Origin of the sequence: Kocuria sp. LHG3120, from assembly GCF_049897445.1 — a bacterium.
Classification (GTDB): domain Bacteria; phylum Actinomycetota; class Actinomycetes; order Actinomycetales; family Micrococcaceae; genus Kocuria; species Kocuria rosea.
The window spans coordinates 292,251-315,015 of record NZ_JAFCWG010000002.1 but is presented as its reverse complement, the minus strand read 5'-3'; the positions used below and the strand labels follow the sequence as shown (position 1 = coordinate 315,015).

The window sequence follows — 22,765 nt, the reverse complement described above, 5'->3', positions numbered from 1 at the left end:
TGACGACCGGGGACGCGGGACGTAGCGTAGAACCATGAACGATCTCGTGCTGTCCCTGACCAGCTCCGCGGCCGCCGGAGCGCTGACGCTGGTCTCCCCGTCCGGCTGGTCGCCCCGGGTGCGCGCCGCGTACGTCGTGGTGCCGGGAGTCCTGGTCGCCGGCGCAGGAGGGTGGGTGCTCTCCCGGAACACCGGTGGGGAGGACTCTGTCGTTGCCGGTGCCGAGGTCGGGCCCCTGGCCGACGGGAGCCCTGTCGCGGCGCAGCGGCTGCCGGTGGCGGCGCGGGCGGCGCTGCTGCTGGGTCTCGGCGCGGCGACGTGCGGGGTCCAGGCCGCCTCGCTGCGGATCGACGCGATGCTCGAGCGGTGGCTGGTCGCCGGCGGGGCGGCCCATCCGCGCCGGTGGATGGCCGCGCTCGCGGTGCTCGCCTCGCTGGGCATGGACGCCGCCGGGGACCGCATGAGCGCCCTCGCCGGGGAGGACCGCCGGCCCGTTGCCTGACGACCTCCGCCGCCCCGGGCGCGGCGGCTGTTACGGTTCCCCCAGCAGGCGCCGGACGCCCGCGTCGCCCATCGACCCCCGACTCCGACTCCACGAGGAGCACCACCATGGCCGCTGAGCCCGTCGCCCGGCAGACCGACCCGGTCCTCGTGCCGTTCGGCGCCCCAGCCGTCTCTCCCGCCCCGGGCCGTGGTGAGACCGGGTCGCGGGCTCGTCGCGCCCCCGGGTCCCGCAGCCGGCCGCGCCGGCCGGTCCGCTGAGCCCGGGTCACCGGACGGTGGACGAGCGGCGGAGGCTGAACCAGGGCGGTGCCGTGTACCCCGGTGCGCGCGCGGTGGTCATCCCCGCCCGCACCGAAGCCACCGGGGAGCCCACCACCCGCCGTGTGGTCGTGGCCGCCGACCGGAGGAGCTTCACCCTGGACGACGGTCAGATCTACGAGCGGCTCTCCGGGGCGCTCTGGTCCCAGCGGCGCTCCCCGGACGTCGGCACGCTGCTGGTCCGTCAGGCCTGCACCGAGGGCGCGGCCCTGTTCGACGGCCTCTGGCGCTCGGCCGCGGACCCGTCGCCGCGGACGGCGGCCGAGGTCGCCGCGGCGCAGGAGGCGGCTGTGGTTGAGGCACTGCGCGCCCGGCACCGCGTTCCGCCCTGGTCGAGGCCGGACTTCTACTACGACGTGGTCCGGGCGCGAGAAGCCCTGGCCGGTCTGAGCTCGGACCTCTCCCGGATCCCCGACGAGAGGTTCTGGGCCGTGGTGGAGCGCCACCGGCGCACTCCCGCCGAGATCGCCGGGCTCAACCAGCCGGTGGGGCCCGACTGTCTCACCGCGGAGCACGGGACCTGCCGGCGGTGCCGGCCCGTGCACGTGTGGGCGTGGGTTGCCGAGCGCCGCTGGAGCCACCACGGCGGTGACCCGTCCGTGGTCTACGACGTCGAGGCGATCGTCGCCGTGCTCGAGCGCATCGACCCCGAGTACCGGCACACCCCGGGCCGGGTCCTCACCCGTGTCCTCGACGAGCACCACCGTCCGGAGCAGGGGGCCGCCCCGTGAGCGCGGCGCCGACGGACGGCGCACCGCGCACCGGACCCGGGCCCGCCCCCGTCCGCACGCCGGCCCCAGCACGCCACCCGATCCCCTCGACGACAGGACGTCCCATGCGCCGACCCGTTCCCGCTCTGCTCGCTCTCTCCGCCCTCGCCCTGACCGGCTGCGCGCCGACCGCCGACGACATCCAGGCGATGGTGGCCGGCGGGGCCACCTACGAGGACGCGACGGCGCTGCGCGACGACGTCGTCGGGGCCGGCATCGACTGCCCGGGCACGGACCAGCTGCGCGCCCCGGCCGACCCGGAGACCACCTACCTGGACTGCGCCAACGGACGCATGGCCATGGCCGTCACGGACTCCGAGGAGCGCATGGAGGGGCTGTTGAACACCCTCAGCAGCGAGCAGGGCGCCTCCTTCCTGCACGCGGACAACTGGGTCGTCATCTCGAGGGACGCGGCCCCGCTGCAGCAGCTCCGGGACGAGCTCGGCGGGGACATCACCACGAACCCCTGAGCGGTCACGGTGCCGCTCGCCGTCCGCCCGCACGGATCGTGGGAGCCCGGCACCGCCGCACGACGGACGCCCACGGCCCCCCTCACGGACGTGCCCCCGGCCTGCTACGACCAGGAGGCGGTCGTGAGGAGGGAGAAGAGAGGCTCGAAGTCGTAGCTCGTGGTGCTGTTGGTCATGACCACGATGCCCAGGCCGTGTTCTGGGTAAAGACGCATGACGTTCCAGAATCCGGCGCCGGCCCCGAAGTGCTCGACCCACTGCCCCGTTTCCTGGGTGGGGCGGCGGAACCAGCCGATGCCGTGGTCGAAGGGCTTCCCCGGGTGCTCGATCACGCGCATCGATCGGGCCGTCTCAGCGGACAGGATGCGGTGCCCGTCGATCTGGCCATCACCCAGGTGCAGCCGCAGAAACCGCCCGGCATCCGTCACGTCGCCGACCAGACCGCCGTAGGCGGCTCCGTCGACGTAGAAGGGCCGCAGGCCCAGGTAGGCGCCGTGACGCGTCCCGGCCACCCCGGGTGGGAGCAGACGGCGCAGCAGCGGATCGGCGGCGCGCGGGGCGCGCACACAACCGGTGGCGGCTGGTGCCTCCGGGCGGTAGGTGAACCCGGTGCTGGTCATGCCCACCGGATCCAGCACGGCTTGCCGCAGATAGGACGTCACCGGCATACCGCTCACGGCTTCGATGATCTGACCCAGCGCAAGATAGCCGACGTTGGTGTATCGGGCCCTGTGCCCCGGGGCGTGGCGGTAGGCGCGCGGTCGGCTCATCACGGACCGCAGCAGGTCCTCGGCCGCCGGCGGCTCCTGCTCGGCCGGGTGCACCCATCGCAGCGGCAGAGGATTGGACAACCCCGCGGTGTGGGTCAGCAGCTGCCCTACCGTGGGCTGGGAGGCACGCGGGGCGCGCAGACCGTCCACATAGTCGGCCACCGGGGCGTCCAGCTCGAGGCGACCGTTCTCGACCAGGGTCATGGCGGCCGTGGCGGTCACGATCTTGGTCATGGAGAACCACAGATACACCGTGGCCGGAGTCGCGGGCGCCTCCGTGGCCAGGTCAGCAGTTCCGAACCCGCCGGCGTACAACGACCGCTGTGAGTCGACCACGACCAGGGACAGTCCCGGGATGCGCCCGGTGCGCATCATGGTCATCACCGCCTCCGCCAACCACTCAGGAGTACCCCCTGGCTGGGCCCCGGAATCACCGGGGTGGTTCTCGGATGGATGGCTGTGCATGGCATCCCCCAGATGCGCGACTCCACCGACGTCGCAACGGTCTGACGCCACCTTGAAATTCTGTCGCTGCGGTGTCAAGACCGAAACCGTCCAAACCATACAGACGACGCAGACGGAGTCCGCCAAGACGCTGCGCTCGGCCCCTCAGCGCCAAACGACGACCGATCCCGCCGTGAACCGCTGCAGACACCTGCGTCCGCAACGGGAACCAGCGCGGCGGGCATATGAACCCCCGCTGCAACGCCGAACTTCCGAGAAGTGATTGGTAGCCAGCCATATTTAGAGAGGCGACGGCGCCCTCCTGACCGTCTGGTTCGCCGCCGGCGCGGCAACTGTGGCCTCAGCTTGGAAGCACGACGAGCTCGCCGCTGTGCGCTCTGCGGCCGGCCCTCCGGTGAGGAATCCGCCCGACTGCGGAGGCTGGCCCCCTCTTCTGTGTCGAGACGTCCGGCTGTGCCAGGCGGTAGCTTCGGCACCATGGACCAGGACGGGCGTACGAAGGAGGGGGCGTCTCCACAGGTCGACAGCACCCCGATCCCCTCGGCTTTGCGGGTTCTTCGGGGCAGCCTCTGGGTGGGTGCTCTGTTGGTGGTCGGTCTGCCGTTGCTGGTCTGGTGGCAGTTCGGAGTCCTGCGCGAGGACCAACGCGGCCTGTGGACCTCGGCCGTGTCCCTGGCCTACATCCTGCTGGTGAACTCGGTCTCCCGGCGCACGCACGTACCGGGTCCGCGTCCCACCCAGTACGTGGCCCGTGATCGGGTGGGGTGGATCCTCGGCAGTGCCTCCTCGACCGTCACCGTGCCGCAGGACCCCCAGTTGCGGGCCGCCGCTGGCGCGGTGGCCATCTGGCGGATCGAACTCGCGGCGTTCGTCTTTTATGCCGCGGTGGCGTTCGCCCTCACCGGGGTGCTGCGCTGGTCGTCCTTCTGGGGGTTCATCGCCGGGCTGCTGACCGTGTTCGCCCTCGTTCTCATCAGCAGGGCCCGCCGCAGCTGGGTCTTCCTCACCTTCCTACACGCCGAGGAACGACCCCACGATCCCGGCCGGGGGCACGGACTTCGCCGTGGCTGAGCCCATTAGGGATTGTGAGAGGACTCCGCGCCCATGACGGACATTGCGGCCCTGCTGGCGGTGGCCCACTTCATCCACGAGGGGAGAACCGATGAACGAGCACGCATCTGAGCACCCACGGCCACCGGTTGCCCCGCGCCCCGGGCCGAGGGCGGTGCTGTGGTTGGGTCTGCGCATCCTGCTGTGGGCGGTGGTGCTGGCGCTGGCTTTCGCCGCGGGCCTGTGGCTGATCATCGTCACCGCCCCCAAGGGTGGAGGGGCCGTGATCGGTGCCCCTCTCGTCGCCATGCTCGGGCCGTTGCTGCTCAGCGTCCCCTGGGCTCTCGTGCGCGGCTGGCGTGAGGGGCACCGGGTGGAGACGTATGCGTTCTGGCCGGCCGCCTACCTGCTGGCCGCGTTGCTGGGCACCCCGGTGCTGGTGTGGAACAACGGCTGGTTCACCCCGGGAGCCCTGCCGCCCGGACAGGCCCTGCGCGACATCGCCGGCACGGTCGTCTTCCTGAGCGTGTTGGCGCTGCTGGCATCAGCGGTCGTTGCTGGCGCCGCCGCAGCGGCAGCGGCCACTGCACGCTGGGTCCGCCGGCGGCACGCCACGTCTCAAGCCCACCCCTGAAGCTGACAGGGAAACCCGACAGGAGGCACCATGGCCACCGGAAAAGCTCCGATCAGCGGCACCCTCGCGATCGCCTGTGGCCTCCTGGCGGCGACCACCGTGATGATCACCGTCGTCAGCGGAAGCTCTTGGAACACCGTGGTGAGTGCTCTGACCACTTTCGCGATGTTCGTCATCGTGTGGCGAGGAATGAAGAAACAAGACCGGGAGTACCAAGGGCGCTTGGAACGCCTGAAGCAGCGCTTGAGAGACGAATAGCGCTCCCTCCAGATCAAGAACCGCACATCCAAGGCGGCGGACCCCGTAGATCATCGAAACCGCGGCAGCCTCCGCGACGCTCCTCGTATCGCACTGCTTCCTCAACTACTGACGCTGAAACTGCTGCCCGCCGGGTCGTGCCTGAGCGTGCAGCACCGTGAGATAGATCAGGCTTCGGCGGAGCCGGAAGGCAGACACCAGCGCCATGCCTATCGGGGCACCGAGAAAGCTCGACCACGGCGCTTCCGGACGGATGAGCATGCCCAGGACGACTCCCAGGACGAAGAAGATGAGCACCACGAACATCTGGAGCTCGGTGCAGGCAACCGCCGCCGCGGTAGCCCGCACCCCCGGATCCACCGGCACCTCCCTGGTCTTGATGACCGACGAAAGCGCCCACTTCCACCGCTCCTGCCTGACCCGCTTGTCCAGTCGAGGCTGCGACGGCTGCACGAGATACTGGACCAGCCCGGCCAACGCAAAGAGCAAGAAGACGACCAGGAACCACCATCCGTCCCCCGTTCCGCCAGGCAGGACCACAGCCACCAGCGGAGGACCGGCCACAGCGACCAAGGAAGCCGGTATGGAGCGCACTGCCAGCTGACCCACCGTCGGCGCTGCAGAGCCGTCCATCAGCCGGGCGTGAGCCCCCGCGTCGCCGCTACTCGTCACGCTCACGACGCTACCGGCCGGTTCGGGCGGGAACCACGACGCACAAAAGGGGAACCTCAACTGCACGTGCCGATGCCCATGCACCCGCGACGATTAGAAGCGTGATCGGTCCCTGTCGTTACGGGGCCGCCCAGGTGTGAGCATCCCGGACTCATTCAGCAGGAGTGCACCTCCTGCCGCGGGGAGAAAGAGGAGGGCGGGCAGCCATTCAGTAATGGCGAACAGGCCCAGTGCGAGAAGGAGAACGACGATCGCTGCGACTCGGACTTTGGTGTGCATGACATCACTTCCATTGAGTTCGCGAAGCCTAACATCGGCCTCCAGGCCCCCTTGCCACCCGACTCGCCGGGCGGAATCCCAGCGCAAGCAGGAACTTCTACCGCAGCACGGTTCGCCGCTAACCGGGCCCCAAGTAAAGCCTGGCGTAGTGGAGGTCTTCCCTGACTGGTGTTCACCTGTGGTGGGAGCGGTGGAGCACAGCACGGCGGGTCGCCTCCACGCTGGTGCTGACTACCCGCTCCAGCGGCCCCGGACCGAGTGTTGCTCGTTGCCAGGTCCGGGCAACCAGCGCTACGACTACCAAGGGCAGGAGGTACCACAGAGAAGGCTGGTCGTAGTGGGCCTGGAAGGACAGCGCCACCAGGTGGGCGGTGTACAGGGTAAGACCCATCGCGCCCAGTGCCGACAGCGGCAGCAACCACGCCCCGAACTTCCTGGTGGCCAGCAGCAAGCTCCCCAGCACCAGCAGTCCCACGCCCAGGCCGGCCGCGATCGTCCACGCGGTGCCAGTGGGCGCGGGAATGAGCGCCGGCCACCAGGGCGAGTCGGTGGGCAACACCTCCGGGCCCCACACCCGCACCTCCATGCTGGTCCGGTTGCTGGTCAGCAATCGGTCGTACCCGTCGAAGGCGTTGGACACCACGAAGGCCGCCTGGGCGCAGATCACCAGTAATGCTCCCACCACCAGCACCCGGACCTGGACCCCCGTGTCACGCAGTCGCATCCGCCCCAAGCCCAGCCCGACCAGCAGACAGGTCATGTACGACAGGATCGGGTGACTGCCGGTGAACAGCAGGTGGGAGATCCTGCCCGCGGCCCCGCTCACCCCGTCGACGGAGGTGGGGGTGGAGGGGGCATACGCGGGCATGACTTCGGTCATGGCCTGCATCAGCAGCGGGCCCACGATCCACATGAGTGCCGCGCAAACGAACAACGCCGTCGCCGACAGGTGCAGAAACGGAATCGCCAGCACGAGAAAAACCGCGTAGTAGATCAAGATGTTGTCCGCCGGGGCACCTTCGGGCATCAGTGCCCCGGCCCCCAGGCCTACAGCGGCCATGAGGATCGCCTGCACGGCCATCCCCATCCGATCAGCGGCCAGCCACCTGCCTCGGTGTGGAAATCGTCCCCCGGAGTCGAAGGCGAGTCCCACCCCGGCCAGCAGGACAAACAGTGCCACCGGAGCCCCCGACAGGAGCAGGCCCGACCAGGTCGACTCCTGGATCTCGTGGTCATCGGCGGGCATAAAAGGCACCGCCAGCAACCCGAGCAGCGCTAGCCCGCGGGCCGCGTCGATGCCGTCCCACCATCTCGAGGACCTGCGGGCACCGTCGGCGGCACCCGCCAGGGCGGGCCCCTCCGTTCTGGATGTCCAACTCATGATTGCCTCGATCTCCGGAGCGGACCCGGATTTACGGCCCCAGCCGCCGGGACCATCCTGTGCTAAGGATCTCTGCTGCACCTGTCGTTGCCGTTGCGAAAGCCTGTAGGTTCCATAAGATTCTGCGAACCCTACGGTGCACATCAACCTGACCTCCGCCGCATTCAAGTCGTTGACGACCGCTCGCTCACAAGGTGGTCGGCACCGGCAGCTCCCGGATCCGCCGGTAGAGCGTGGCGCGGGACATCCCAAGGTCCCGGGCGACCTGGGTCGCCGGCTCCCCGCCGTCGATCAGGCGCAGGGCGTTGCGGATCTGGGAGTCGGTGAAGGTCTGGGGCCGTCCGCCGAAGTCCTTGCCGGCGGCCCGACGCTTGGCCACCGAGTCGGTGATCCGCTCTCGCTTGATCTCCAGTTCCATTTGGACCAGCGCGGCCATGACGGTAAAGACCATGGAGCCCATCGGTGTCGCGGTGTCCACGTCTCCCCCACCGAGGTTGAGCACCCGCAGACCGGCACCCCTCCCCCGCAGCGCCTCGGCGAAGGTCAGCATGTTCTGCGTCGACCGGCCCAGGCGATCCAGCGTGGTAATCACCAATGTGTCGCCCTTCTCCAGCGCAACCACAGCACGGTCGAACTGCGGGCGTGACGCGCGTCCTCCAGACACTCCATGGTCGATGTAGACATCAGCGCGCCGCACGCCGGCGGCCAGGAGGTCATGCACTTGACAGTCTGCGTCCTGTTGCCGCGTCGAAACTCGCGCGTACCCAATCAGCTTGCCCACGTCCACCCATCTGTCTCGTAACTAACGTTGAGTACTCGATTTTTGGAGACCTTGATAAAGTACATAGATACGAGACATGCCCGACCGCGGAAACATGCGGACGCAAATTTTCCCGACGAGACGTCTGGCATCCCATGCCTTGCGATCCACTGTCATCCTCAATCTTCAGGCTGCTCTGCTTGGTATCGGCAAGGTCATGGGTCGGATCGGTTCGCGGCCTGTGACTGTGGGGAGGAAGTGCTCCGACACCAAGCACGTCAGCCCCGTCCAGCGCCACATCCTCAAACCTCTCGCCAACGGCTACCGCCAGGACCACACTGTCTTCGTGGTGAAAGACATTTCCCACCCGTAAGGCCGGGCGCATGGCCCGGCCTTGCGCATGCCCGCGGGGATCCTCAATACACCCCCGAGAAGAGACGCCGCATCGGTCAGGAAGCCCCGCAGGGCATGCCCCCCTCGCAGGTCCCTTCCACACCATCGTCGCCTCGGACCCCATGGCCCTTCACGCGGCTCTGAATAGTGGCGCAAATGGGGACAACATGAAGATGGATCTTCTTCCTACTAGAGAGTAGGTTCGGGGTATCACGCAGGGCCGCCGGTCGGGGGGCCGGTCGGCCCGGCGTGGAGCACGCCAGGGAGGCCAGTCGGGGGGCTGGCTCCTCGGCGGTGATCATGCCGCCGCCTTGGTGGGCAGAAGTCCTGTGACCATGTGATCAGTCGTCGGGGGACGTCTCTTCTGCTTGCCAGGGCGCGGCAGCTCTCCTTCACGGTGACCGGGTCCAAGAACTCTTCGGTGGTGCACGTGGCCGGTCCCACAGGTCACGGACTGGGTCATCGAGGGGGCCGGCGCACCGGTAGGGACGGATGAGCCGCAGCAGGCAGTGGCCAACACGCCCCTGACGATGACCGTCCTGGTGAATCCACGACGTCCCTCCGGCCGCGACCGGAGGAGCAGCAGATGGACACTGAGCAACCCCGCCACACCTCAGGCGCCTCCACCCTGGGCCCAGCGGCCCGCGCCGCCGTCTTCCAGGCATTGCGCCCGGCGCTGGAGGCTCTCACTCTTGAGGCCGCCGCTGATCCCCGGCTCAGCGCCGAGGCACGACGTGTTCTGCGGGCCGTGGCCTGCACCGGAGCCGGGAACGCACTGGCCCTGGCTGATCTCGCCGCCCGATCCAGTACCCCCAAAATCCGTGTTCCCGTGGTGCTGACCGAGCTTGAGGGCCACGGATACCTCGATCGTCTGGCCCGCATCGCACCGCACCTGGCGGCAACCCTCCCGACACCAACCGCCCCCTCCTCTGCTGAGCTCCGCAACGTCACCCACGGCCGCGACGAAAGACCCGAACAGCAGACACACCCGGGGCCATGACACCGACCCAGCCCACCGGCGACCTCCAGCCAGGATCCGGACCAGGTGAGAGGCCTGGCATCCCCGGGCTTGAAAGGCGGCCTGCTGTCACATTGCTCAGCCTGCTTCCATAGTTGTCGGCCCCGTGCTTACCCTGGGCCATCACCATCGGGCCCCCCAGACTCGGCGATGCGACCGCGCCTCAGGCCGCCACCGCCAGACGATCCGTCACCTGCGAACAGGAAGAAGGCATGACCATCTCCGTCTCTGGGGCTCTGGCCGTTGAGCTGCACCCACTCACTCCCACCCAGTGGGTTGCCACCTACTACCCCATGGTGGCCACTCCCGTGGGTCGCTGGGCCGAGGTCACCTGGGACCTGCACCAGCACCCGATGCCCGCCGCCTCCGTTCCGCGGGAGCCGGCACGGTGGCTCGAGGCGTGCAGCCCCGATCCCGAGCACCCCTGCTACGCCGGCCACCGGGAGTGGGCCGCCGAGCTGGCCGCCGGCTACGCAGCTGCACTGGCAGTCCACGACAGCGAGGCCGTCAAGGAACCCCTCTCGGCTCAGGAGGCGCAGCTGCTGGGCGAGGACACGTTCCTCGTGCCCGCCGGACAGCTCTCGGAGTGGGTGCTCGACGATCTCGACGGCGAAATCTCAAACGTCTGCGGCTGATCCTGTACACGGACCAGCCTTTCTCGCACCAGCCACCCACTCCGGAACACCCCTATTAGCAACCGCACATGGATGTGTCATGTTGTGAACCCCAACACACCCCCGGAATTGCCGGACGGGGCGGGAGCGAGCATCGTGGCGTATCAGGGGGACAGGTGATCTGCATCAGACCATCCTCCAGCTTCTGGCGCGTCGACCGGCCGCACCGTGGTTCCGGGGGGATCCGAGGTGCTGGCCAGATGACTGGTCCGCGCAGAAGCAACTGGGGCGGGGTGGCGGGGGGCCGCCCCGCCCCCGTCACACCCCGCCGCGGCGATCATAGGATCCGTCCCCGGCGGAAAGTCTCGCGTCCACGGCCTCAGGAGCGCGGGCGCCCTACGCACTCCACCCGATTCCGTCACCGACTACGGTGGTGCTGCCGCTGAGGTGCAAGGCAGAGGCGGGACGCCCAGCGCGGGGAAGCAGCACCGACTCGATCCCTCGGGGGTCTCAGTAGCGGTCACCGGGCCTCTCGCTGTCATGCAGCCACGAACTCAGAAACCGGGTCTGGATCGCGACGGAGCGCTCGAAGACGGGCTCGTGGTGATACAGCAGGCCGAAGTGCCCGCCTTCGAGCTCGTGCACCTCCTTGGGACCGCCCAGCGCGGCGAAGGCCTGCCTGGCCACGGCCGTCGTCGAGCCGGGCATCTCATCGTCACGGGCCAGCAGAAAACAGGTCGGGACCAGCACATGTTGGGCCCACAGCACCGGTAGCCACATCGGTTCCTCCGGGGCGGTGAGGACCACCTGGTTCTCCCACCCGGTGCCGAATCGCGCCCCGTACTCCAGGAACCACCGCAGCGCGGTCAACGGCTTCAGCGCCGAAGGCGCCGAGAGCTGGTCGGCGGAGACCACCGGCATCGGCCCGCGCCACCGCTCCGGCTCGGCCCGCACGGATCCGCCCAGGAGCCGGGCCCGCATTCCCCGATACAGGGCCCCGTCCGGGTCCGGCGGCGCCGGATGCCGGCCGCAGGCCGGCGTCTGAGCCACCACCGCGCGCACCCGCTCGTCCACGCAGGCCACCGCCAACACCTGGGCAGCGCTGTAGGAGTCCCCCCACAACGCCACCCGCTGGGGGTCCACCCGGTCACAAGCAGAGACGGCATCGAGGGCGTCCCGATAGCCCCGGGCCTGGATCCACGGATTGATCTCTCCTCGGGGCTCACCCCGACTTCGACCCACACCTCGGTGGTCGTAGAGGAAAGCCGCGACACCGTGATCAGCGAACGCCTGGGCGTAGCGGTCAGCGACCATCCCGTGAGCAGTGGCGGAAAAGCCGTGAGCCATGACCACCACCGGCCCCGGCGCAGCCGCGGGAGGCAGGAACAAACGACCGGCCAGCACCGCACCCTCGGGACGAAAACGGATCTCCACCACAGCTGGCACCTCAACGCCCCCCCGATCCCCGCACATCCCAGAGCCAGACCACCAACCGCTGCAGGTCCACCGCCGTCACCCCGGCGCGACCGAGGCCCCAATGTGATGCTTCAAGCGTAGTGAGCCGGGCAATGGCATGTCCCGGCAGAGCCTGAGACGGGGGTCAGCAACCCACCACACCTCCCGCACCACCGGTCCCCGGAAGTCCGATCGCACCCCCAAGTGTCACGCAACCAAACTGCCTCATGTCGCATGGGTGACCGGTGGTTTCTCGCCATGGTTCCATCTGCTCAGTATTAGTACGGCGTCGACATTCGGGCCCCCTCGAGTTTCTTCTGCACGAGGCGTCGTCATGTCTTCCCTGTACCTTCCCCAGGCCGGGCGCGGAAGCAGACAATCCCACCATGACTACTCTCACGCCCTGCCTGTGGTTCGACACCGAAGCCCAGGACGCAGCGAACTTCTATCTCACGGTGTTCCCCAACTCCCGGATCACCGACATCACCTACTACGGCGAGGCCGGGCCGCGGCCGGCCGAGATGGTGCTGACCGTGGAGTTCGAGCTCGACGGTCATCCGTTCACCGCGCTCAATGGCGGGCCCGAGTTCAGCTTCAGCGAAGCGGTGTCGTTCCAGATCGACTGCGCCGATCAGGCGGAGGTGGACCGGTACTGGGAAGCTCTCACCGCCGACGGCGGGCAGGAGAGCATGTGCGGGTGGCTCAAGGACAAGTACGGGCTGTCCTGGCAAATGGTGCCCCGCAGGCTCGTCGAGCTGCTGGCCGATCCCGATCCGGGCCGGGCGCAGCGGGTGATGGCCGCGATGTTGTCGATGCGCAAGCTCGTCATCGCCGACCTGGAGGCCGCCGCCGGCGTTTCCTGAAACACGGAGGGCACGCCTCGAACCGCCGGCGCGCATCTGCTCATGCGCCGCGGCAGGTGCCCATGGTCCACAGGTTGCCGCCGCCGTCGCGGATCGTGAACTGGGGGGAGCCGTGGTCGGTGTCCGTCAGCGGCTCGAGGACCTTCACCCGACCCCCCGCACACAGAAAAACACCCCGGACACACAAAAACACCCCGGACCACAGGTCCGGGGTGTTTCCGATGTCCTGAGACATCGCACTGTGCGCGAGGGGGGACTTGAACCCCCACCCTCTAATACGAGGACTAGCACCTCAAGCTAGCGCGTCTGCCTATTCCGCCACCCGCGCGAGTGGATCCAGGGCGAACGTGGTGCCGTTTCCGGCCGTTCCTCCTGAACGCAACAGAAAATAAGGTACCACATGCGCGGCCGCCGTTCACATCGGCGCCGCTGTCCGGAGGAGCAGCGCGACCGCGCCGAAAATTTTGATGAAAACCCCTGAGTAAGTGCACTTCCGGCTTCCACCGCGCCCCGCCATGCGGTTGAATGGTGGCTGAGCATCTCCAGGATTCTCCAGCTGACCTGGGGCGATGCTCGTTCGAGGGTTGCGTTCGCGCCACCGGGGAGCCCCCCGTCCCCGCCGGTGCCAGGGACCCTCGACACGGCCGGGGACCCCCCTCACCTGTGCCGGCGGCGGCCGCCGCCGCCCCGTTCTCCCACGGGACCACGGTGGCCGCCGCCTCTCACCGTCCGGCGCCGGCACCGCCCGCCGAGGGCGTGCGGTGCCGCGGCGACTCAGAGGACGGAGCGGTAGACCTCCAGGGTCCGCTCGGCGATGGACTCCCACGCGAAGTGCTCCTCGGCGCGGCGCCGGCCGGCGGCGCCCATCTCCCGGGCGCGCACCGGGTCGGAGACCACCTCGGTCAGCGCGGCGGCGAAGTCGGCCACGAACTTCTCGGGATCGACCGGCGTGCCGGTGCCGTCCTGGGCCTGCTCGATGGCGACCAGCCGGCCCGTCTCCCCGTCGACGACGACCTCGGGAATGCCGCCCGTGGCCGAGGCGACCACGGCGGTGCCGCAGGCCATGGCCTCGAGGTTGACGATCCCGAGCGGCTCGTACACGGACGGGCAGGCGAAGGCCGTGGCGCCGGAGAGGATCTGGACGATCTCGCGGCGCGGCAGCATCTTCTCGATGAGCACCACCCCGGACCGGGTGGCCCTCAGCTCGTCGATGAGCGCGTTGACCTCGGCCCCGAGCTCCGGGGTGTCGGCGGCGCCGGCGCACAGCACGAGCTGCACGTCCTCGGGCAGCAGGGCCGCGGCGCGCAGCAGGAACGGCACGCCCTTCTGCCGGGTGACACGGCCCACGAACGCCACGGAGGGCTTGGCCGGATCGATGCCGTAGGACTCGAGCACGTCGGTGCCCTCGTCGCGCACCCACTGGCTCACGTCGATGCCGTTGTGCACCGTCCGGACCCGGTCGGGGTCGACGTCCGGATAGGACCGGAGGATGTCCTGGCGCATCCCGTCGGAGACGGCGATGATCGCCGCGGCGGCCTCGTAGGCGGTCTTCTCCACGAAGGAGGAGACCGCGTACCCGCCGCCGAGCTGCTCGGCCTTCCACGGGCGCAGGGGCTCGAGGGAGTGCGCGGAGAGGACGTGGGGGATGCCGTACATCAGCGACGCGAGGTGCCCGCCCATGTTGGCGTACCAGGTGTGGGAGTGCACCAGGTCCGCGCCGGCGATGTCGCCGATCATCGCGAGGTCCACCCCCAGCGTCTGGATCGCGGCGTTGGCGCCGGCCAGGTCCGCGGGCACGGGGTAGGCCTGGACCTCGACGCCGTTGACCCGGGGCTCGCGCGGAGCACCGAAGCACCGCACCCTCAGGTCGACGAGCGGGGCCAGGACCCGCGAGAGCTCGGACACGTGGACTCCGGCGCCGCCGTAGATCTCGGGCGGGAACTCCTTGGACAAGATATCTACTCGCACGGTTCCGAGCGTACTGCAGGATCGGCACGGTGCCACGGGGAATCGCGCGCCGGGATCCGTGCGCGCCGTTCCGGGAGACACATCAGGACTCCTGTGCGAGCGGTCACTCCCCTGCGCGGCTGTTAAGACACAATGAAGGCGCCTGTCGAGTGGTTCCGCACCGCGAGGCGGAGATGTTGCGCCCGATTGCCGAAGAAGACAGAGAGGTTCCCATGCCCCACCGTAAGAAGGTTCTCGCGATCGTCCTGGCCGGAGGCGAGGGCAAGCGCCTGATGCCGCTCACCGAGGACCGCGCCAAGCCCGCGGTGCCCTTCGCGGGCGGCTACCGGCTGATCGACTTCGCGCTGTCCAACATCGTGAACTCCGGCTATCTCCAGGTCGTGGTGCTCACCCAGTACAAGTCGCACTCCCTGGACCAGCACGTCACCCAGACCTGGCGCCTGTCCGCCCAGCTGGGCAACTACGTGGTCACCGTGCCGGCCCAGCAGCGGCGCGGCAAGGAGTGGTTCCTGGGCTCCGCCAACGCCATCTTCCAGTCGATGAACCTCATCGACGACGAGAAGCCGGACATCGTGGTGGTGGTCGGCGCGGACCACGTGTACCGGATGGACTTCTCCGACATGGTGGACTTCCACGTGCGGTCCGGGGCCCGCGCCACCGTGGCGGGCGTGCGCCAGCCGATGGAGATGGTGACGTCCTTCGGCGTGATCGAGACGGACCCCGAGGACGTCACGAAGATCACCCGCTTCGTGGAGAAGCCCCAGAGCACGGCCCCCCTGCCGGACGACCCCAACGCCTTCTTCGCCTCGATGGGCAACTACGTCTTCGACACCGACGCGCTCGTCGAGGCCCTGCGGGCCGACGAGGCGAAGGAGGACACGAGCCACGACATGGGGGGGGACATCATGCCGTGGTTCGCGGACCGCGGCGAGGCCGCCGTCTACGACTTCACGAACAACGACGTCCCGGGCTCCACGGACCGGGACCGGCAGTACTGGCGCGACGTCGGCACCCTGGACTCGTACTACGACTCCCACATGGACCTGATCCGCCCGCTGCCGGTGTTCAACCTGTACAACTACGCCTGGCCGCTCTACACCAACGAGATGCAGGCCCCGCCGGCGAAGCTCGTGCGCGGCCCGAGGGGCGAGGGCGGCATCGCGACGGACTCGATCCTCTCGCGCGGCGTCCTGGTCACCGGCGGGCGCGTGACCGAGTCGGTGCTCTCCCCGAAGGTGCTGGTCAACAACGACGCCACCGTCAACCAGTCGATCCTGCTGCCCAACGTCCAGATCGGCGAGGGTGCCGTGGTGGAGCGGTGCATCCTCGACAAGAACGTGGTGGTGCCCCCGGGCGTGAAGGTCGGCGTGGACGCGGAGCAGGACCGGGCCCGCGGCCTGACCGTGACGCCCTCCGGGCTGACGGTCGCCCCGAAGAACTTCCGCTTCGAGAGCTAGGAGTCCCACCCGTCACGGCGGGGCCGCCCACCTCGGGGAGGTGGGCGGCCCCGCCGTCGTCACGCGGTCTGCGTGACCTCGACCTGGACCTGCAGCCCCGAGGTGCCGCCGCCGCCGGTGACCATGCCCTTGAGCGGGGTGACGTCGGTGTAGTCGCGACCCCGGGCCACGGTGACGTGGAAGTCGGTGAGCCGCGTGTGGTTGGTCGGGTCGTAGGCGTACCAGCGGTCGTTCCACCACTCCACCCACGCGTGGGACTCCCCCGGCACGGTCGTACCGATGCCCGCCTCGTAGTCCGGGTGCAGGTACCCGGAGACGTAGCGGGCCGGGATCCCGATGTGCCGCATCATGCCGATGGCCACGTGCGCGAGGTCCTGGCACACGCCCTTGGCCTCCCGCCAGGCGGCCTCGGCGTCCGTGTGCACCCCGGTGACCCCCGGCACGTACTGCATGTGCGAGGCGATGCCCCGGAAGATCGCCGCGGCCGCCGCGGCCGGGTCGGCCGCCTCCTTGCGGATCTCCTCGGCGACCTTCTCCAACTCGGGCCCGAGCCGGGTGAGCGGGGTCTGGGGCACGTGGTCGGAGACCGCGTCGAGGACCTCGGGGGTCGCCAGCTCCTCCCAGCTCAGCCCGTCGGCGACCTCGTCGCCGGGCCGCCGGTGCACCTCCACCGTGGCCGAGGAGCGGACCTCCAGGTGCCGGTGCCGGCCCTGGATGTCGAAGGCCGCGACCCGGGTGCCCCAGTAGTCCCGGTAGTTGCTGACCGTGGCGGTCCCCGGGCTCAGCGTCAGCTCCGCCTCGAGCACGATCTGCTCGTCGTCCGAGAGGGGCGTCATCCGGGCCTCGTTGTAGGACTTCGAGACGTTGTCGTTGTAGTCGTAGCGGGTGACGTGGTCGATCTTGAGCCGGGTCACAGCATGCCTCCGAACCAGGACGCCTCGACGGCGTGCGAGAAGTACTTGGTGCTCACGGCCTCCGACGCCCTCGCGCACGCGGCCTGGACGTTGTTCAGGTGCTCGGGCAGCACCGCGATGAGGTCCTCCGCGTGGTGGAACTCCAGCGCCGTGCGCGCCTCGCCGATGATCCGCCGGGCGTCGTCCTTGAACCCGACCCGCTGCAGACCCGGCTCCAGGCCCACGAGGATCTCCTCCGCCGTGGTCAGCGCGTGCAGGATCGAGCGGGGGAAGAGCCGGTCCAGGAGCAGGAACTCGGTCGCGGACTCGTCGCTGAACGTGCCGTAGCGGGTGCGCAGGAAGGCCTCGTACCCGCCGGCGCAGTGCAGGATCGACACCCACGACATGCCGGAGGTGGACGTGGACCGGGTCCACAGCAGCCGGGACGTCATGTCCGCCCGCTCGATCGCCGCGCCCAGGGACAGGAACATCCAGGACTCGTCGTGGGACATGGTCATCTGGGTCTGCCCGCGCACGGTGGCCATCCGCTCGATGGTCCAGTGGCAGACGCGGAAGGTGCCGACGACGTCGCGGCGGTGCTGGCCCAGGCCGTAGTACGTGGAGTTGAGCGACTCCCACATGGCCGAGGACACGGTCTCCCGGGCGCGGCGGGCGTTCTCGCGGGCGGCGTGCAGGGAGCCCGAGATGGAGGTCAGGCAGTCCTTGTTCCACGCGAGCTCGTGGATCATCGACCGGACGCTGTAGTCGCCGTCCCCGGGCTCCACGCCCATCACCGCCATGATCCGGCGCACCTCGGCCTCCTGCTCGCCCACGGGCAGCTGGGTGATCCGCTCCAGGTGGACGTCGAGGATCCGGGCCACCCCGTCGGCCCGCTCGACGTAGCGGCCGATCCAGAACAGGGACTCGGCAATGCGGCTCAGCATGTGGGCCCCTCTCCGGTGCGGGTCGTCGCGGTGGTGCCCGCGGTGGTGGTCACGGCCTGTTGCTGTTGCTGCTGCTGCTGGCCGTTGTCGCCCTCGTCCTGCCAGGACGCGGAGACCGGCCACGTGTGCACCGAGGAGTCGACGTCCGGGGGCGGGGCCTGGCCGGGGTCGAGGTCCTGGGTCTGCGGCTGGCCGAGCACCCAGGTGTCCTTCGAGCCGCCGCCCTGCGAGGAGTTGACGATCAGTGAGCCCTTCTGCATGGCCACCCGGGTCAGCCCGCCGGGCAGCACGTAGACCTCCTCGCCGCTGTTGACCGCGAAGGGCCGCAGGTCCACGTGCCGGGGGCTGAACTCCCCGTCCGCGAACGTGGGCACGGTGGACAGCTGCAGCACCGGCTGGGCGATCCACCCGCGCGGGTCCGCCAGCACCTTCGCCCGCAGCTCCTCGAGCTCCGCCGCGGTGGCCTGGGGGCCGATGACCAGGCCCTTGCCGCCGGACCCGTCCACGGGCTTGACGACCAGCTCGTCCAGGTGCGCGAGCACCCAGGCGCGGGCTTCGTCCTCCTCCAGCCGGTAGGTGTCCACGTTGGGCAGCACCGGCTCCTCGTCGAGGTAGTACCGGATGAGGTCGGGGACGTAGGAGTAGGTGAGCTTGTCGTCGGCCACACCGTTGCCGATCGCGTTGGCGATGGTCACGTTCCCGGCGCGGGCCGCGTTGACGAGTCCGGAGCAGCCGAGCGCGGAGTCGGAGCGGAAGTGCAGGGGGTCGACGAACTCGTCGTCGATCCGCTTGTAGATCACGTCCACGCGCTGCTCGCCGTCGGTGGTCCGCATGTAGACCTTGTCGCCGCGGACCACGAGGTCGCGGCCCTCCACGAGCTCCACCCCCATGAGCCCGGCCAGCAGGGTGTGCTCGAAGTAGGCGGAGTTGAACACGCCCGGGGTGAGGACCACCACCACGGGGTCCTCGGCGGCCTCCGGGGCCGTGGCGCGCAGCGCCTTGTAGAGGTGCCGGGGATAGGCCTCCACGGCGCGGATCGGCTGCGACATGAAGGCCTCCGGGAGGCCCTTGGTCATGGCCCGCCGGTTCTCGATGACGTAGGAGACCCCGGAGGGCACGCGCACGTTGTCCTCCAGGACCCGGAACACGCCCTGCTGGTCCCGGACCACGTCGATGCCCGCCACGTGGATCCGGACGCCGCCCGGGGGCCGGAAGCCCCACACGCTCCGGTGGAAGTGGGCGGAGGAGGTGATCAGCGCCTTCGGCACGATCCCGTCGGCCACGACCCGCTGCTCCCCGTAGACGTCGTCGAGGAAGCACTCCAGTGCCCGGACCCGCTGCTTCACGCCGCGCTCGATGACGTCCCACTCCCCGGCGGTGATCACCCGGGGCACGATGTCGAGCGGGAAGGGCCGCTCCTCACCCGCGAAGTCGAAGGTCACGCCCCGGTCGAGGAAGGAGCGGGCCATGGAGTCGGCGCGGGTGTTGACGTCGCTGAGCGAGAGGTCGTCGAGGACACCGCCGATGCGGTCGTAGCCGGGGCGGACCTGCCGGTCCGGCGTGTACATCTCGTCGTAGGCCGCCGCCACGGCCATGTCGGCGGCGTAGTTCTCGAACAGGTCGGACATGTCGGGCGATCACATGCCTTTCGGGGTCGGGGCGGGCAGTGTGTGCAGTATGGACGGGCCGTATTTCGCAGCGGTAACCCGGTGGCCGAGGCTCCTCCCGATTGTGTCACGCGCCGTGCGCCGGAGGGCCGGAGGACGTGCCCCTACGATGGGAGGGCGTGTCCGCCGGGAGGCGGGCCCGCGACCGCAACCGCGACCGCCGCCGCGGCGCGGCGGACCCGACGGAAGGACACGATGGACGCCCCGGACCCCCAGTGCCGCGTCACGGTGGTCGTGGCCACCCGCAACCGCCGGGAGGAGCTCGTGGCGCACCTGGGCCGGCACGAGGGGCCCGTCGTCGTCGTGGACAACGCCTCCACGGACGGCTCCGCCGAGGCGGTGCGCGCCGCCCACCCGCACGTGCAGGTGCTGGAGCTGCCACGCAACGTCGGGGCCGTGGCCCGGACCGTCGGCGTCCGGCTCGCCCGCACCCCCTACGTGGCCTTCGCCGACGACGACTCGTGGTGGGCCCCCGGGGCGCTCGCCCGCGCCGCGGCCGTGTTCGACGCCCATCCCCGGCTCGGCCTGATCGCCGGGTCCATCGCCGTGGGCCCCGAGGAGCGCCCGGACCCCCTCAACGCCGTGCTCGCCGCGTCCCCGCTGGGCATCCCCACCGGGGCCCCCGGCCCGGCGCTGCTCGGCTTCGTCGCGTGCGGGGCGATCGTGCGCCGCTCGGCGTTCCTCGCGGCCGGCGGCTTCGACGACGTCGTGCGCTTCCCCGGCGAGGAGGAGCGTCTCGCCCTCGACCTGTTCGACGCCGGCTGGCGGCTGTCCTACGTGCCGGAGATCCGCGCCCACCACCACCCCTCGCCGCACCGGGGCTCGGACGAGCGCCGGCAGGTCGCGCTCGTCCGCAGCCACCTGCTCACCGTGCTCCTGCGCCGGCCCTGGCATGTCGTGGCGCACGAGCTGCGGAAGGCGCTGCGCGGCGGCCGCGCGGGGCGCCGCGGTCTGCTCCGCGCCCTCCCCCGCACCCCGGCGGCGCTGCGCGCCCGGCACCGGGTGTCCCCGACCACGGAGGCCGCGCTCGCGCTGCTGCACGGCCCCGCCCCCGCCGACCCCGCCGCACCGGAGGAGAGCCCATGACCGAGACCACCCCCGCACCCCCGCCCGCGTCCGGCCCCGACGCCCGCGTGGCGGTCGTGATGATCACCCACAACCGCCGGGAGGAGGCCCTGCTGGCCCTGGCCCGGCTGCGGGAGCTCCCGGAACGGCCGCACGTGGTGGTCGTCGACAACGGCTCCGGGGACGGCACCGCGGACGCGATCCGTGCGCGGCACCCCTGGGCGGAGCTCGTGGCGAGCCCCGTCAACCTCGGGGCCGTGGGCCGCAACGTCGCGCTGGAGCGCGTGGACGCACCGTTCGTGGCCTTCTGCGACGACGACACCTGGTGGGAGCCCGGGTCGCTGCGCCGGGCGGCCGACGCGCTGGAGACGCACCCGCGGCTGGGCGTGGTCACGGGCAGGATCCTCGTGGAGCCCGGGTCCCGGGAGGACGCGATCAACGCGGAGCTGCTGCACTCACCGGTCGAGGGCCCCGCGTGGCTGCCCGGCCCCGCCCTCGGCAGCTTCCTGGCGGGGGCCTCCGTGGTCCGCCGGGCCGCGTTCCTCGAGGTGGGCGGGTTCAGCGAGCGGCTGTGGCTCGGCGGCGAGGAGGAGCTCCTGGCGGCGGACCTCGCGACCGCGGGGTGGGAGCTCGTGCACCTGCCCGACGTGGTGGTCCACCACCAGGCCTCCACGGTCCGGGACCCGCACCTGCGGCGCCGGCACGGACTGCGCAACACCCTGTGGTTCATCTGGCTGCGCCGCCCGCTGCGGGCGGCCCTGCGCCGGACCCGGGACGTGGTCGGCGCCGCCCCGCGGGACCGGGTCACGGCGCTGGCCCTGCTCGACGCCCTGCGCGGTGCGCCGTGGGTGCTGCGCGAGCGGCGGCCCCTGCCCGAGCGCGTCGAGCGGCGGTTCCGGGCGCTGGAGGAGTCGCAGCGCGCCAGCGCCGCGCGCCGCTACGTCAGCTGAGCGCCCGGCGGACCGGACGGCGGAGCGGCCGGTGGAGCGCCCCGCCGGGCCGCCGCGGCCGGGCCCGCGCGCTCAGCGCGCCCGCACGGCGGTCTCCGGGAGGCCGGCGCCCTCCCGGAACCACTCGACGGTGCGCTCCAGCCCCACCGGCCACGGGACCTCCGGGGCCCAGCCCAGGACCTCGGTCGCGAGCGTGGTGTCCGGGCGGCGCACCATGGGGTCGTCGACGGGACGCTCGACGAACTCGACCCCCGAGGACGTGCCGGTCGCGGCGATGACGTCGTGGGCGATCTGCAGCACGGACAGCTCGTGCGGGTTGCCGATGTTCATGGGCCCGCTGTGCCCGCTGTCGGCCAGGGCGAGGATGCCGCGGACGAGGTCGGAGACGTAGCAGACGGAGCGCGTCTGGGTGCCGTCCCCGGCCACGGTGAGGGGCTCACCGGCCAGGGCCTGGCGGATGAACGTGGGGATCGCCCGGCCGTCGAAGGGCCGCATCCGGGGCCCGAAGGTGTTGAAGATCCGCACGATGGCCGTGTCCACCCCGTGCTCGGCGCGATAGGCGACCGTCAGGGCCTCCGCGAAGCGCTTGGCCTCGTCGTAGACCCCCCGCGGGCCCACCGGGTTGACGTGGCCCCAGTAGCTCTCGGCCTGCGGGTGCACCTGCGGATCGCCGTACACCTCGGAGGTGGAGGCCAGCACGAACCGGGCGCCCTTGTCCTTGGCCAGGCCCAGGGCGTGGTGGGTGCCGATCGAGCCGACCTTGAGCGTGTGGATGGGCAGCTTCAGGTAGTCGATCGGGGACGCCGGGGACGCGAAGTGCAGGACGAGGTCCACGTCCCCGGGCACGTGCACGTAGTCTGTGACGTCGCACTGGACGAGCCGGAAGCCGGGGTCGCCCACGAGGTGGCCGATGTTGGCCGCGGAGCCGGTGAGGAAGTTGTCGAGGCACACCACCTCGACCTCCCGGCGGCGCAGCTCGGTGCACAGGTGGCTGCCCAGGAAGCCGGTCCCCCCGGTCACCACGGCCCGGCGGATCGGACGGGTCGCGCTCGCGGCGGTGGTCGCGTTCGTTGTGGGATTCACGGTGCTCCTGACGGATCGGGTCGGATGGGAACGGCTCGGCGAACGGGCCGGGTGGTGGGCGGCG

General features: G+C 70.4%; 22 protein-coding genes and 1 tRNA gene. 12 read left to right on the top strand and 11 right to left on the bottom strand.

Translation table 11 applies throughout. The features are described from left to right. Positions 1 to 34 precede the first annotated feature (34 nt). The 3 genes from ACP7CD_RS05430 (at position 35) to ACP7CD_RS05420 (ending at position 2,062) form a co-directional block, all read left to right on the top strand. Positions 35 to 502, top strand: a complete 468-nt coding sequence (locus ACP7CD_RS05430) for a hypothetical protein (protein WP_284563720.1) — start codon at positions 35 to 37, stop codon at positions 500 to 502. Between the two features lie 313 nt (positions 503 to 815). Next, complete coding sequence (locus ACP7CD_RS05425) at positions 816 to 1,553, top strand: hypothetical protein (protein ID WP_426119310.1); 738 nt, start codon at positions 816 to 818, stop codon at positions 1,551 to 1,553. A gap of 104 nt (positions 1,554 to 1,657) precedes the next feature. Then, a complete protein-coding gene (locus ACP7CD_RS05420) occupies positions 1,658 to 2,062 on the top strand; it encodes a hypothetical protein (RefSeq protein ID WP_426119308.1) in 405 nt (134 codons plus the stop codon). Positions 2,063 to 2,166: 104 nt separating this feature from the next. On the opposite strand, the gene ACP7CD_RS05415 is transcribed toward ACP7CD_RS05420, so the two are convergent. Beyond that, entirely contained in the window at positions 2,167 to 3,213 is a 1,047-nt protein-coding gene (locus tag ACP7CD_RS05415; protein ID WP_426119306.1) for a serine hydrolase domain-containing protein, read from the bottom strand. A gap of 657 nt (positions 3,214 to 3,870) precedes the next feature. On the opposite strand from ACP7CD_RS05415, the gene ACP7CD_RS05410 reads away from it, so the two are divergent. The 3 genes from ACP7CD_RS05410 to ACP7CD_RS05400 all read left to right on the top strand — a co-directional run bounded on the left by ACP7CD_RS05410 (position 3,871) and on the right by ACP7CD_RS05400 (position 5,239). After that, positions 3,871 to 4,368, top strand: a complete 498-nt coding sequence (locus ACP7CD_RS05410) for a hypothetical protein (protein WP_146202113.1) — start codon at positions 3,871 to 3,873, stop codon at positions 4,366 to 4,368. Between the two features lie 163 nt (positions 4,369 to 4,531). Continuing rightward, the gene (locus ACP7CD_RS05405) at positions 4,532 to 4,981 is read left to right on the top strand and encodes a hypothetical protein (protein ID WP_109269358.1); all 450 of its coding nucleotides are present in this window, start codon (positions 4,532 to 4,534) and stop codon (positions 4,979 to 4,981) included. Between the two features lie 30 nt (positions 4,982 to 5,011). Next, positions 5,012 to 5,239: a hypothetical protein gene (locus tag ACP7CD_RS05400; RefSeq protein WP_426119303.1), complete on the top strand. Its 228-nt coding sequence runs from the start codon at positions 5,012 to 5,014 to the stop codon at positions 5,237 to 5,239. 105 nt (positions 5,240 to 5,344) lie between these two features. Here the strand turns inward: ACP7CD_RS05400 and ACP7CD_RS05395 are convergent, their stop codons facing one another. The 3 genes from ACP7CD_RS05395 to ACP7CD_RS05385 form a co-directional block, all read right to left on the bottom strand. After that, the gene (locus ACP7CD_RS05395) at positions 5,345 to 5,917 is read right to left on the bottom strand and encodes a hypothetical protein (protein WP_095651123.1); all 573 of its coding nucleotides are present in this window, start codon (positions 5,915 to 5,917) and stop codon (positions 5,345 to 5,347) included. 445 nt (positions 5,918 to 6,362) lie between these two features. Beyond that, a complete protein-coding gene (locus tag ACP7CD_RS05390; RefSeq protein ID WP_229586405.1) occupies positions 6,363 to 7,571 on the bottom strand; it encodes a heparan-alpha-glucosaminide N-acetyltransferase domain-containing protein in 1,209 nt (402 codons plus the stop codon). Positions 7,572 to 7,758: 187 nt separating this feature from the next. Then, complete coding sequence (locus ACP7CD_RS05385; RefSeq protein WP_095651130.1) at positions 7,759 to 8,352, bottom strand: recombinase family protein; 594 nt, start codon at positions 8,350 to 8,352, stop codon at positions 7,759 to 7,761. Between the two features lie 958 nt (positions 8,353 to 9,310). On the opposite strand from ACP7CD_RS05385, the gene ACP7CD_RS05380 reads away from it, so the two are divergent. Then, positions 9,311 to 9,724, top strand: a complete 414-nt coding sequence (locus ACP7CD_RS05380; protein WP_126346323.1) for a hypothetical protein — start codon at positions 9,311 to 9,313, stop codon at positions 9,722 to 9,724. Positions 9,725 to 9,954: 230 nt separating this feature from the next. Next, complete coding sequence (locus tag ACP7CD_RS05375) at positions 9,955 to 10,377, top strand: hypothetical protein (RefSeq protein WP_095651125.1); 423 nt, start codon at positions 9,955 to 9,957, stop codon at positions 10,375 to 10,377. Between the two features lie 489 nt (positions 10,378 to 10,866). Here ACP7CD_RS05375 and ACP7CD_RS05370 read toward each other — a convergent pair whose 3' ends face one another. Continuing rightward, on the bottom strand, positions 10,867 to 11,793 hold the full coding sequence (locus ACP7CD_RS05370) for an alpha/beta hydrolase (protein WP_426119299.1): 927 nt from the start codon (positions 11,791 to 11,793) through the stop codon (positions 10,867 to 10,869). A 404-nt stretch (positions 11,794 to 12,197) separates the two neighbouring features. Here ACP7CD_RS05370 and ACP7CD_RS05365 point away from each other — a divergent pair, with 404 nt between their 5' ends. Continuing rightward, positions 12,198 to 12,674 carry a VOC family protein gene (locus tag ACP7CD_RS05365; protein WP_426119297.1) on the top strand — a complete coding sequence of 159 codons (477 nt, stop codon included), beginning with the start codon at positions 12,198 to 12,200 and terminating at the stop codon, positions 12,672 to 12,674. Between the two features lie 242 nt (positions 12,675 to 12,916). Here ACP7CD_RS05365 and ACP7CD_RS05360 read toward each other — a convergent pair. Together ACP7CD_RS05360 and glgA are read right to left on the bottom strand one after the other, a co-directional pair. Beyond that, positions 12,917 to 13,002: transfer RNA gene (locus ACP7CD_RS05360), tRNA-Leu, on the bottom strand. A 446-nt stretch (positions 13,003 to 13,448) separates the two neighbouring features. After that, positions 13,449 to 14,642, bottom strand: a complete 1,194-nt coding sequence (glgA, locus tag ACP7CD_RS05355) for a glycogen synthase (protein WP_031283439.1) — start codon at positions 14,640 to 14,642, stop codon at positions 13,449 to 13,451. A 212-nt stretch (positions 14,643 to 14,854) separates the two neighbouring features. On the opposite strand from glgA, the gene glgC reads away from it, so the two are divergent. After that, positions 14,855 to 16,099 carry a glucose-1-phosphate adenylyltransferase gene (glgC, locus tag ACP7CD_RS05350; protein ID WP_017834311.1) on the top strand — a complete coding sequence of 415 codons (1,245 nt, stop codon included), beginning with the start codon at positions 14,855 to 14,857 and terminating at the stop codon, positions 16,097 to 16,099. Positions 16,100 to 16,158: 59 nt separating this feature from the next. On the opposite strand, the gene ACP7CD_RS05345 is transcribed toward glgC, so the two are convergent. Genes ACP7CD_RS05345 through ACP7CD_RS05335 form a run of 3 tightly spaced genes read right to left on the bottom strand, consistent with a single transcriptional unit; the run spans position 16,159 to position 19,564 of the window. After that, the gene (locus ACP7CD_RS05345) at positions 16,159 to 17,013 is read right to left on the bottom strand and encodes a transglutaminase family protein (RefSeq protein ID WP_017834312.1); all 855 of its coding nucleotides are present in this window, start codon (positions 17,011 to 17,013) and stop codon (positions 16,159 to 16,161) included. Next, positions 17,010 to 17,936, bottom strand: coding sequence for an alpha-E domain-containing protein (locus tag ACP7CD_RS05340; RefSeq protein WP_017834313.1), 927 nt, complete (start codon positions 17,934 to 17,936; stop codon positions 17,010 to 17,012). The genes ACP7CD_RS05345 and ACP7CD_RS05340 overlap by 4 nt, the downstream gene beginning before the upstream one ends. Next, positions 17,930 to 19,564, bottom strand: coding sequence for a circularly permuted type 2 ATP-grasp protein (locus tag ACP7CD_RS05335; RefSeq protein ID WP_017834314.1), 1,635 nt, complete (start codon positions 19,562 to 19,564; stop codon positions 17,930 to 17,932). Before ACP7CD_RS05335 ends, ACP7CD_RS05340 begins: the two co-directional genes overlap by 7 nt. Before the next feature lie 234 nt (positions 19,565 to 19,798). Between ACP7CD_RS05335 and ACP7CD_RS05330 the strand changes: the two genes are divergently transcribed. Together ACP7CD_RS05330 and ACP7CD_RS05325 are read left to right on the top strand one after the other, a co-directional pair. Further along, a complete protein-coding gene (locus ACP7CD_RS05330) occupies positions 19,799 to 20,689 on the top strand; it encodes a glycosyltransferase family 2 protein (RefSeq protein ID WP_017834315.1) in 891 nt (296 codons plus the stop codon). Continuing rightward, positions 20,686 to 21,618 carry a glycosyltransferase family 2 protein gene (locus ACP7CD_RS05325; protein ID WP_017834316.1) on the top strand — a complete coding sequence of 311 codons (933 nt, stop codon included), beginning with the start codon at positions 20,686 to 20,688 and terminating at the stop codon, positions 21,616 to 21,618. Before ACP7CD_RS05330 ends, ACP7CD_RS05325 begins: the two co-directional genes overlap by 4 nt. Before the next feature lie 72 nt (positions 21,619 to 21,690). Here the strand turns inward: ACP7CD_RS05325 and ACP7CD_RS05320 are convergent, their stop codons facing one another. Next, positions 21,691 to 22,701, bottom strand: a complete 1,011-nt coding sequence (locus ACP7CD_RS05320; protein ID WP_017834317.1) for an NAD-dependent epimerase/dehydratase family protein — start codon at positions 22,699 to 22,701, stop codon at positions 21,691 to 21,693. Positions 22,702 to 22,765: the final 64 nt, after the last annotated feature.

Excerpts from the sequence above, each read along its gene's own strand:
- ACP7CD_RS05420 (WP_426119308.1), top strand. The coding sequence starts at position 1,658 with ATGCGCCGACCCGTTCCCGCTCTGCTCGCTCTCTCCGCCCTCGCCCTG.
- ACP7CD_RS05430 (WP_284563720.1), top strand. The coding sequence starts at position 35 with ATGAACGATCTCGTGCTGTCCCTGACCAGCTCCGCGGCCGCCGGAGCG.
- ACP7CD_RS05335 (WP_017834314.1), bottom strand. The coding sequence starts at position 19,564 with ATGTCCGACCTGTTCGAGAACTACGCCGCCGACATGGCCGTGGCGGCG.
- ACP7CD_RS05390 (WP_229586405.1), bottom strand. The coding sequence starts at position 7,571 with ATGAGTTGGACATCCAGAACGGAGGGGCCCGCCCTGGCGGGTGCCGCC.
- glgC (WP_017834311.1), top strand. The coding sequence starts at position 14,855 with ATGCCCCACCGTAAGAAGGTTCTCGCGATCGTCCTGGCCGGAGGCGAG.
- ACP7CD_RS05340 (WP_017834313.1), bottom strand. The coding sequence starts at position 17,936 with ATGCTGAGCCGCATTGCCGAGTCCCTGTTCTGGATCGGCCGCTACGTC.
- ACP7CD_RS05375 (WP_095651125.1), top strand. The coding sequence starts at position 9,955 with ATGACCATCTCCGTCTCTGGGGCTCTGGCCGTTGAGCTGCACCCACTC.
- ACP7CD_RS05415 (WP_426119306.1), bottom strand. The coding sequence starts at position 3,213 with ATGACCATGATGCGCACCGGGCGCATCCCGGGACTGTCCCTGGTCGTG.
- ACP7CD_RS05380 (WP_126346323.1), top strand. The coding sequence starts at position 9,311 with ATGGACACTGAGCAACCCCGCCACACCTCAGGCGCCTCCACCCTGGGC.
- ACP7CD_RS05330 (WP_017834315.1), top strand. The coding sequence starts at position 19,799 with ATGGACGCCCCGGACCCCCAGTGCCGCGTCACGGTGGTCGTGGCCACC.
- ACP7CD_RS05325 (WP_017834316.1), top strand. The coding sequence starts at position 20,686 with ATGACCGAGACCACCCCCGCACCCCCGCCCGCGTCCGGCCCCGACGCC.
- ACP7CD_RS05400 (WP_426119303.1), top strand. The coding sequence starts at position 5,012 with ATGGCCACCGGAAAAGCTCCGATCAGCGGCACCCTCGCGATCGCCTGT.
- ACP7CD_RS05365 (WP_426119297.1), top strand. The coding sequence starts at position 12,198 with ATGACTACTCTCACGCCCTGCCTGTGGTTCGACACCGAAGCCCAGGAC.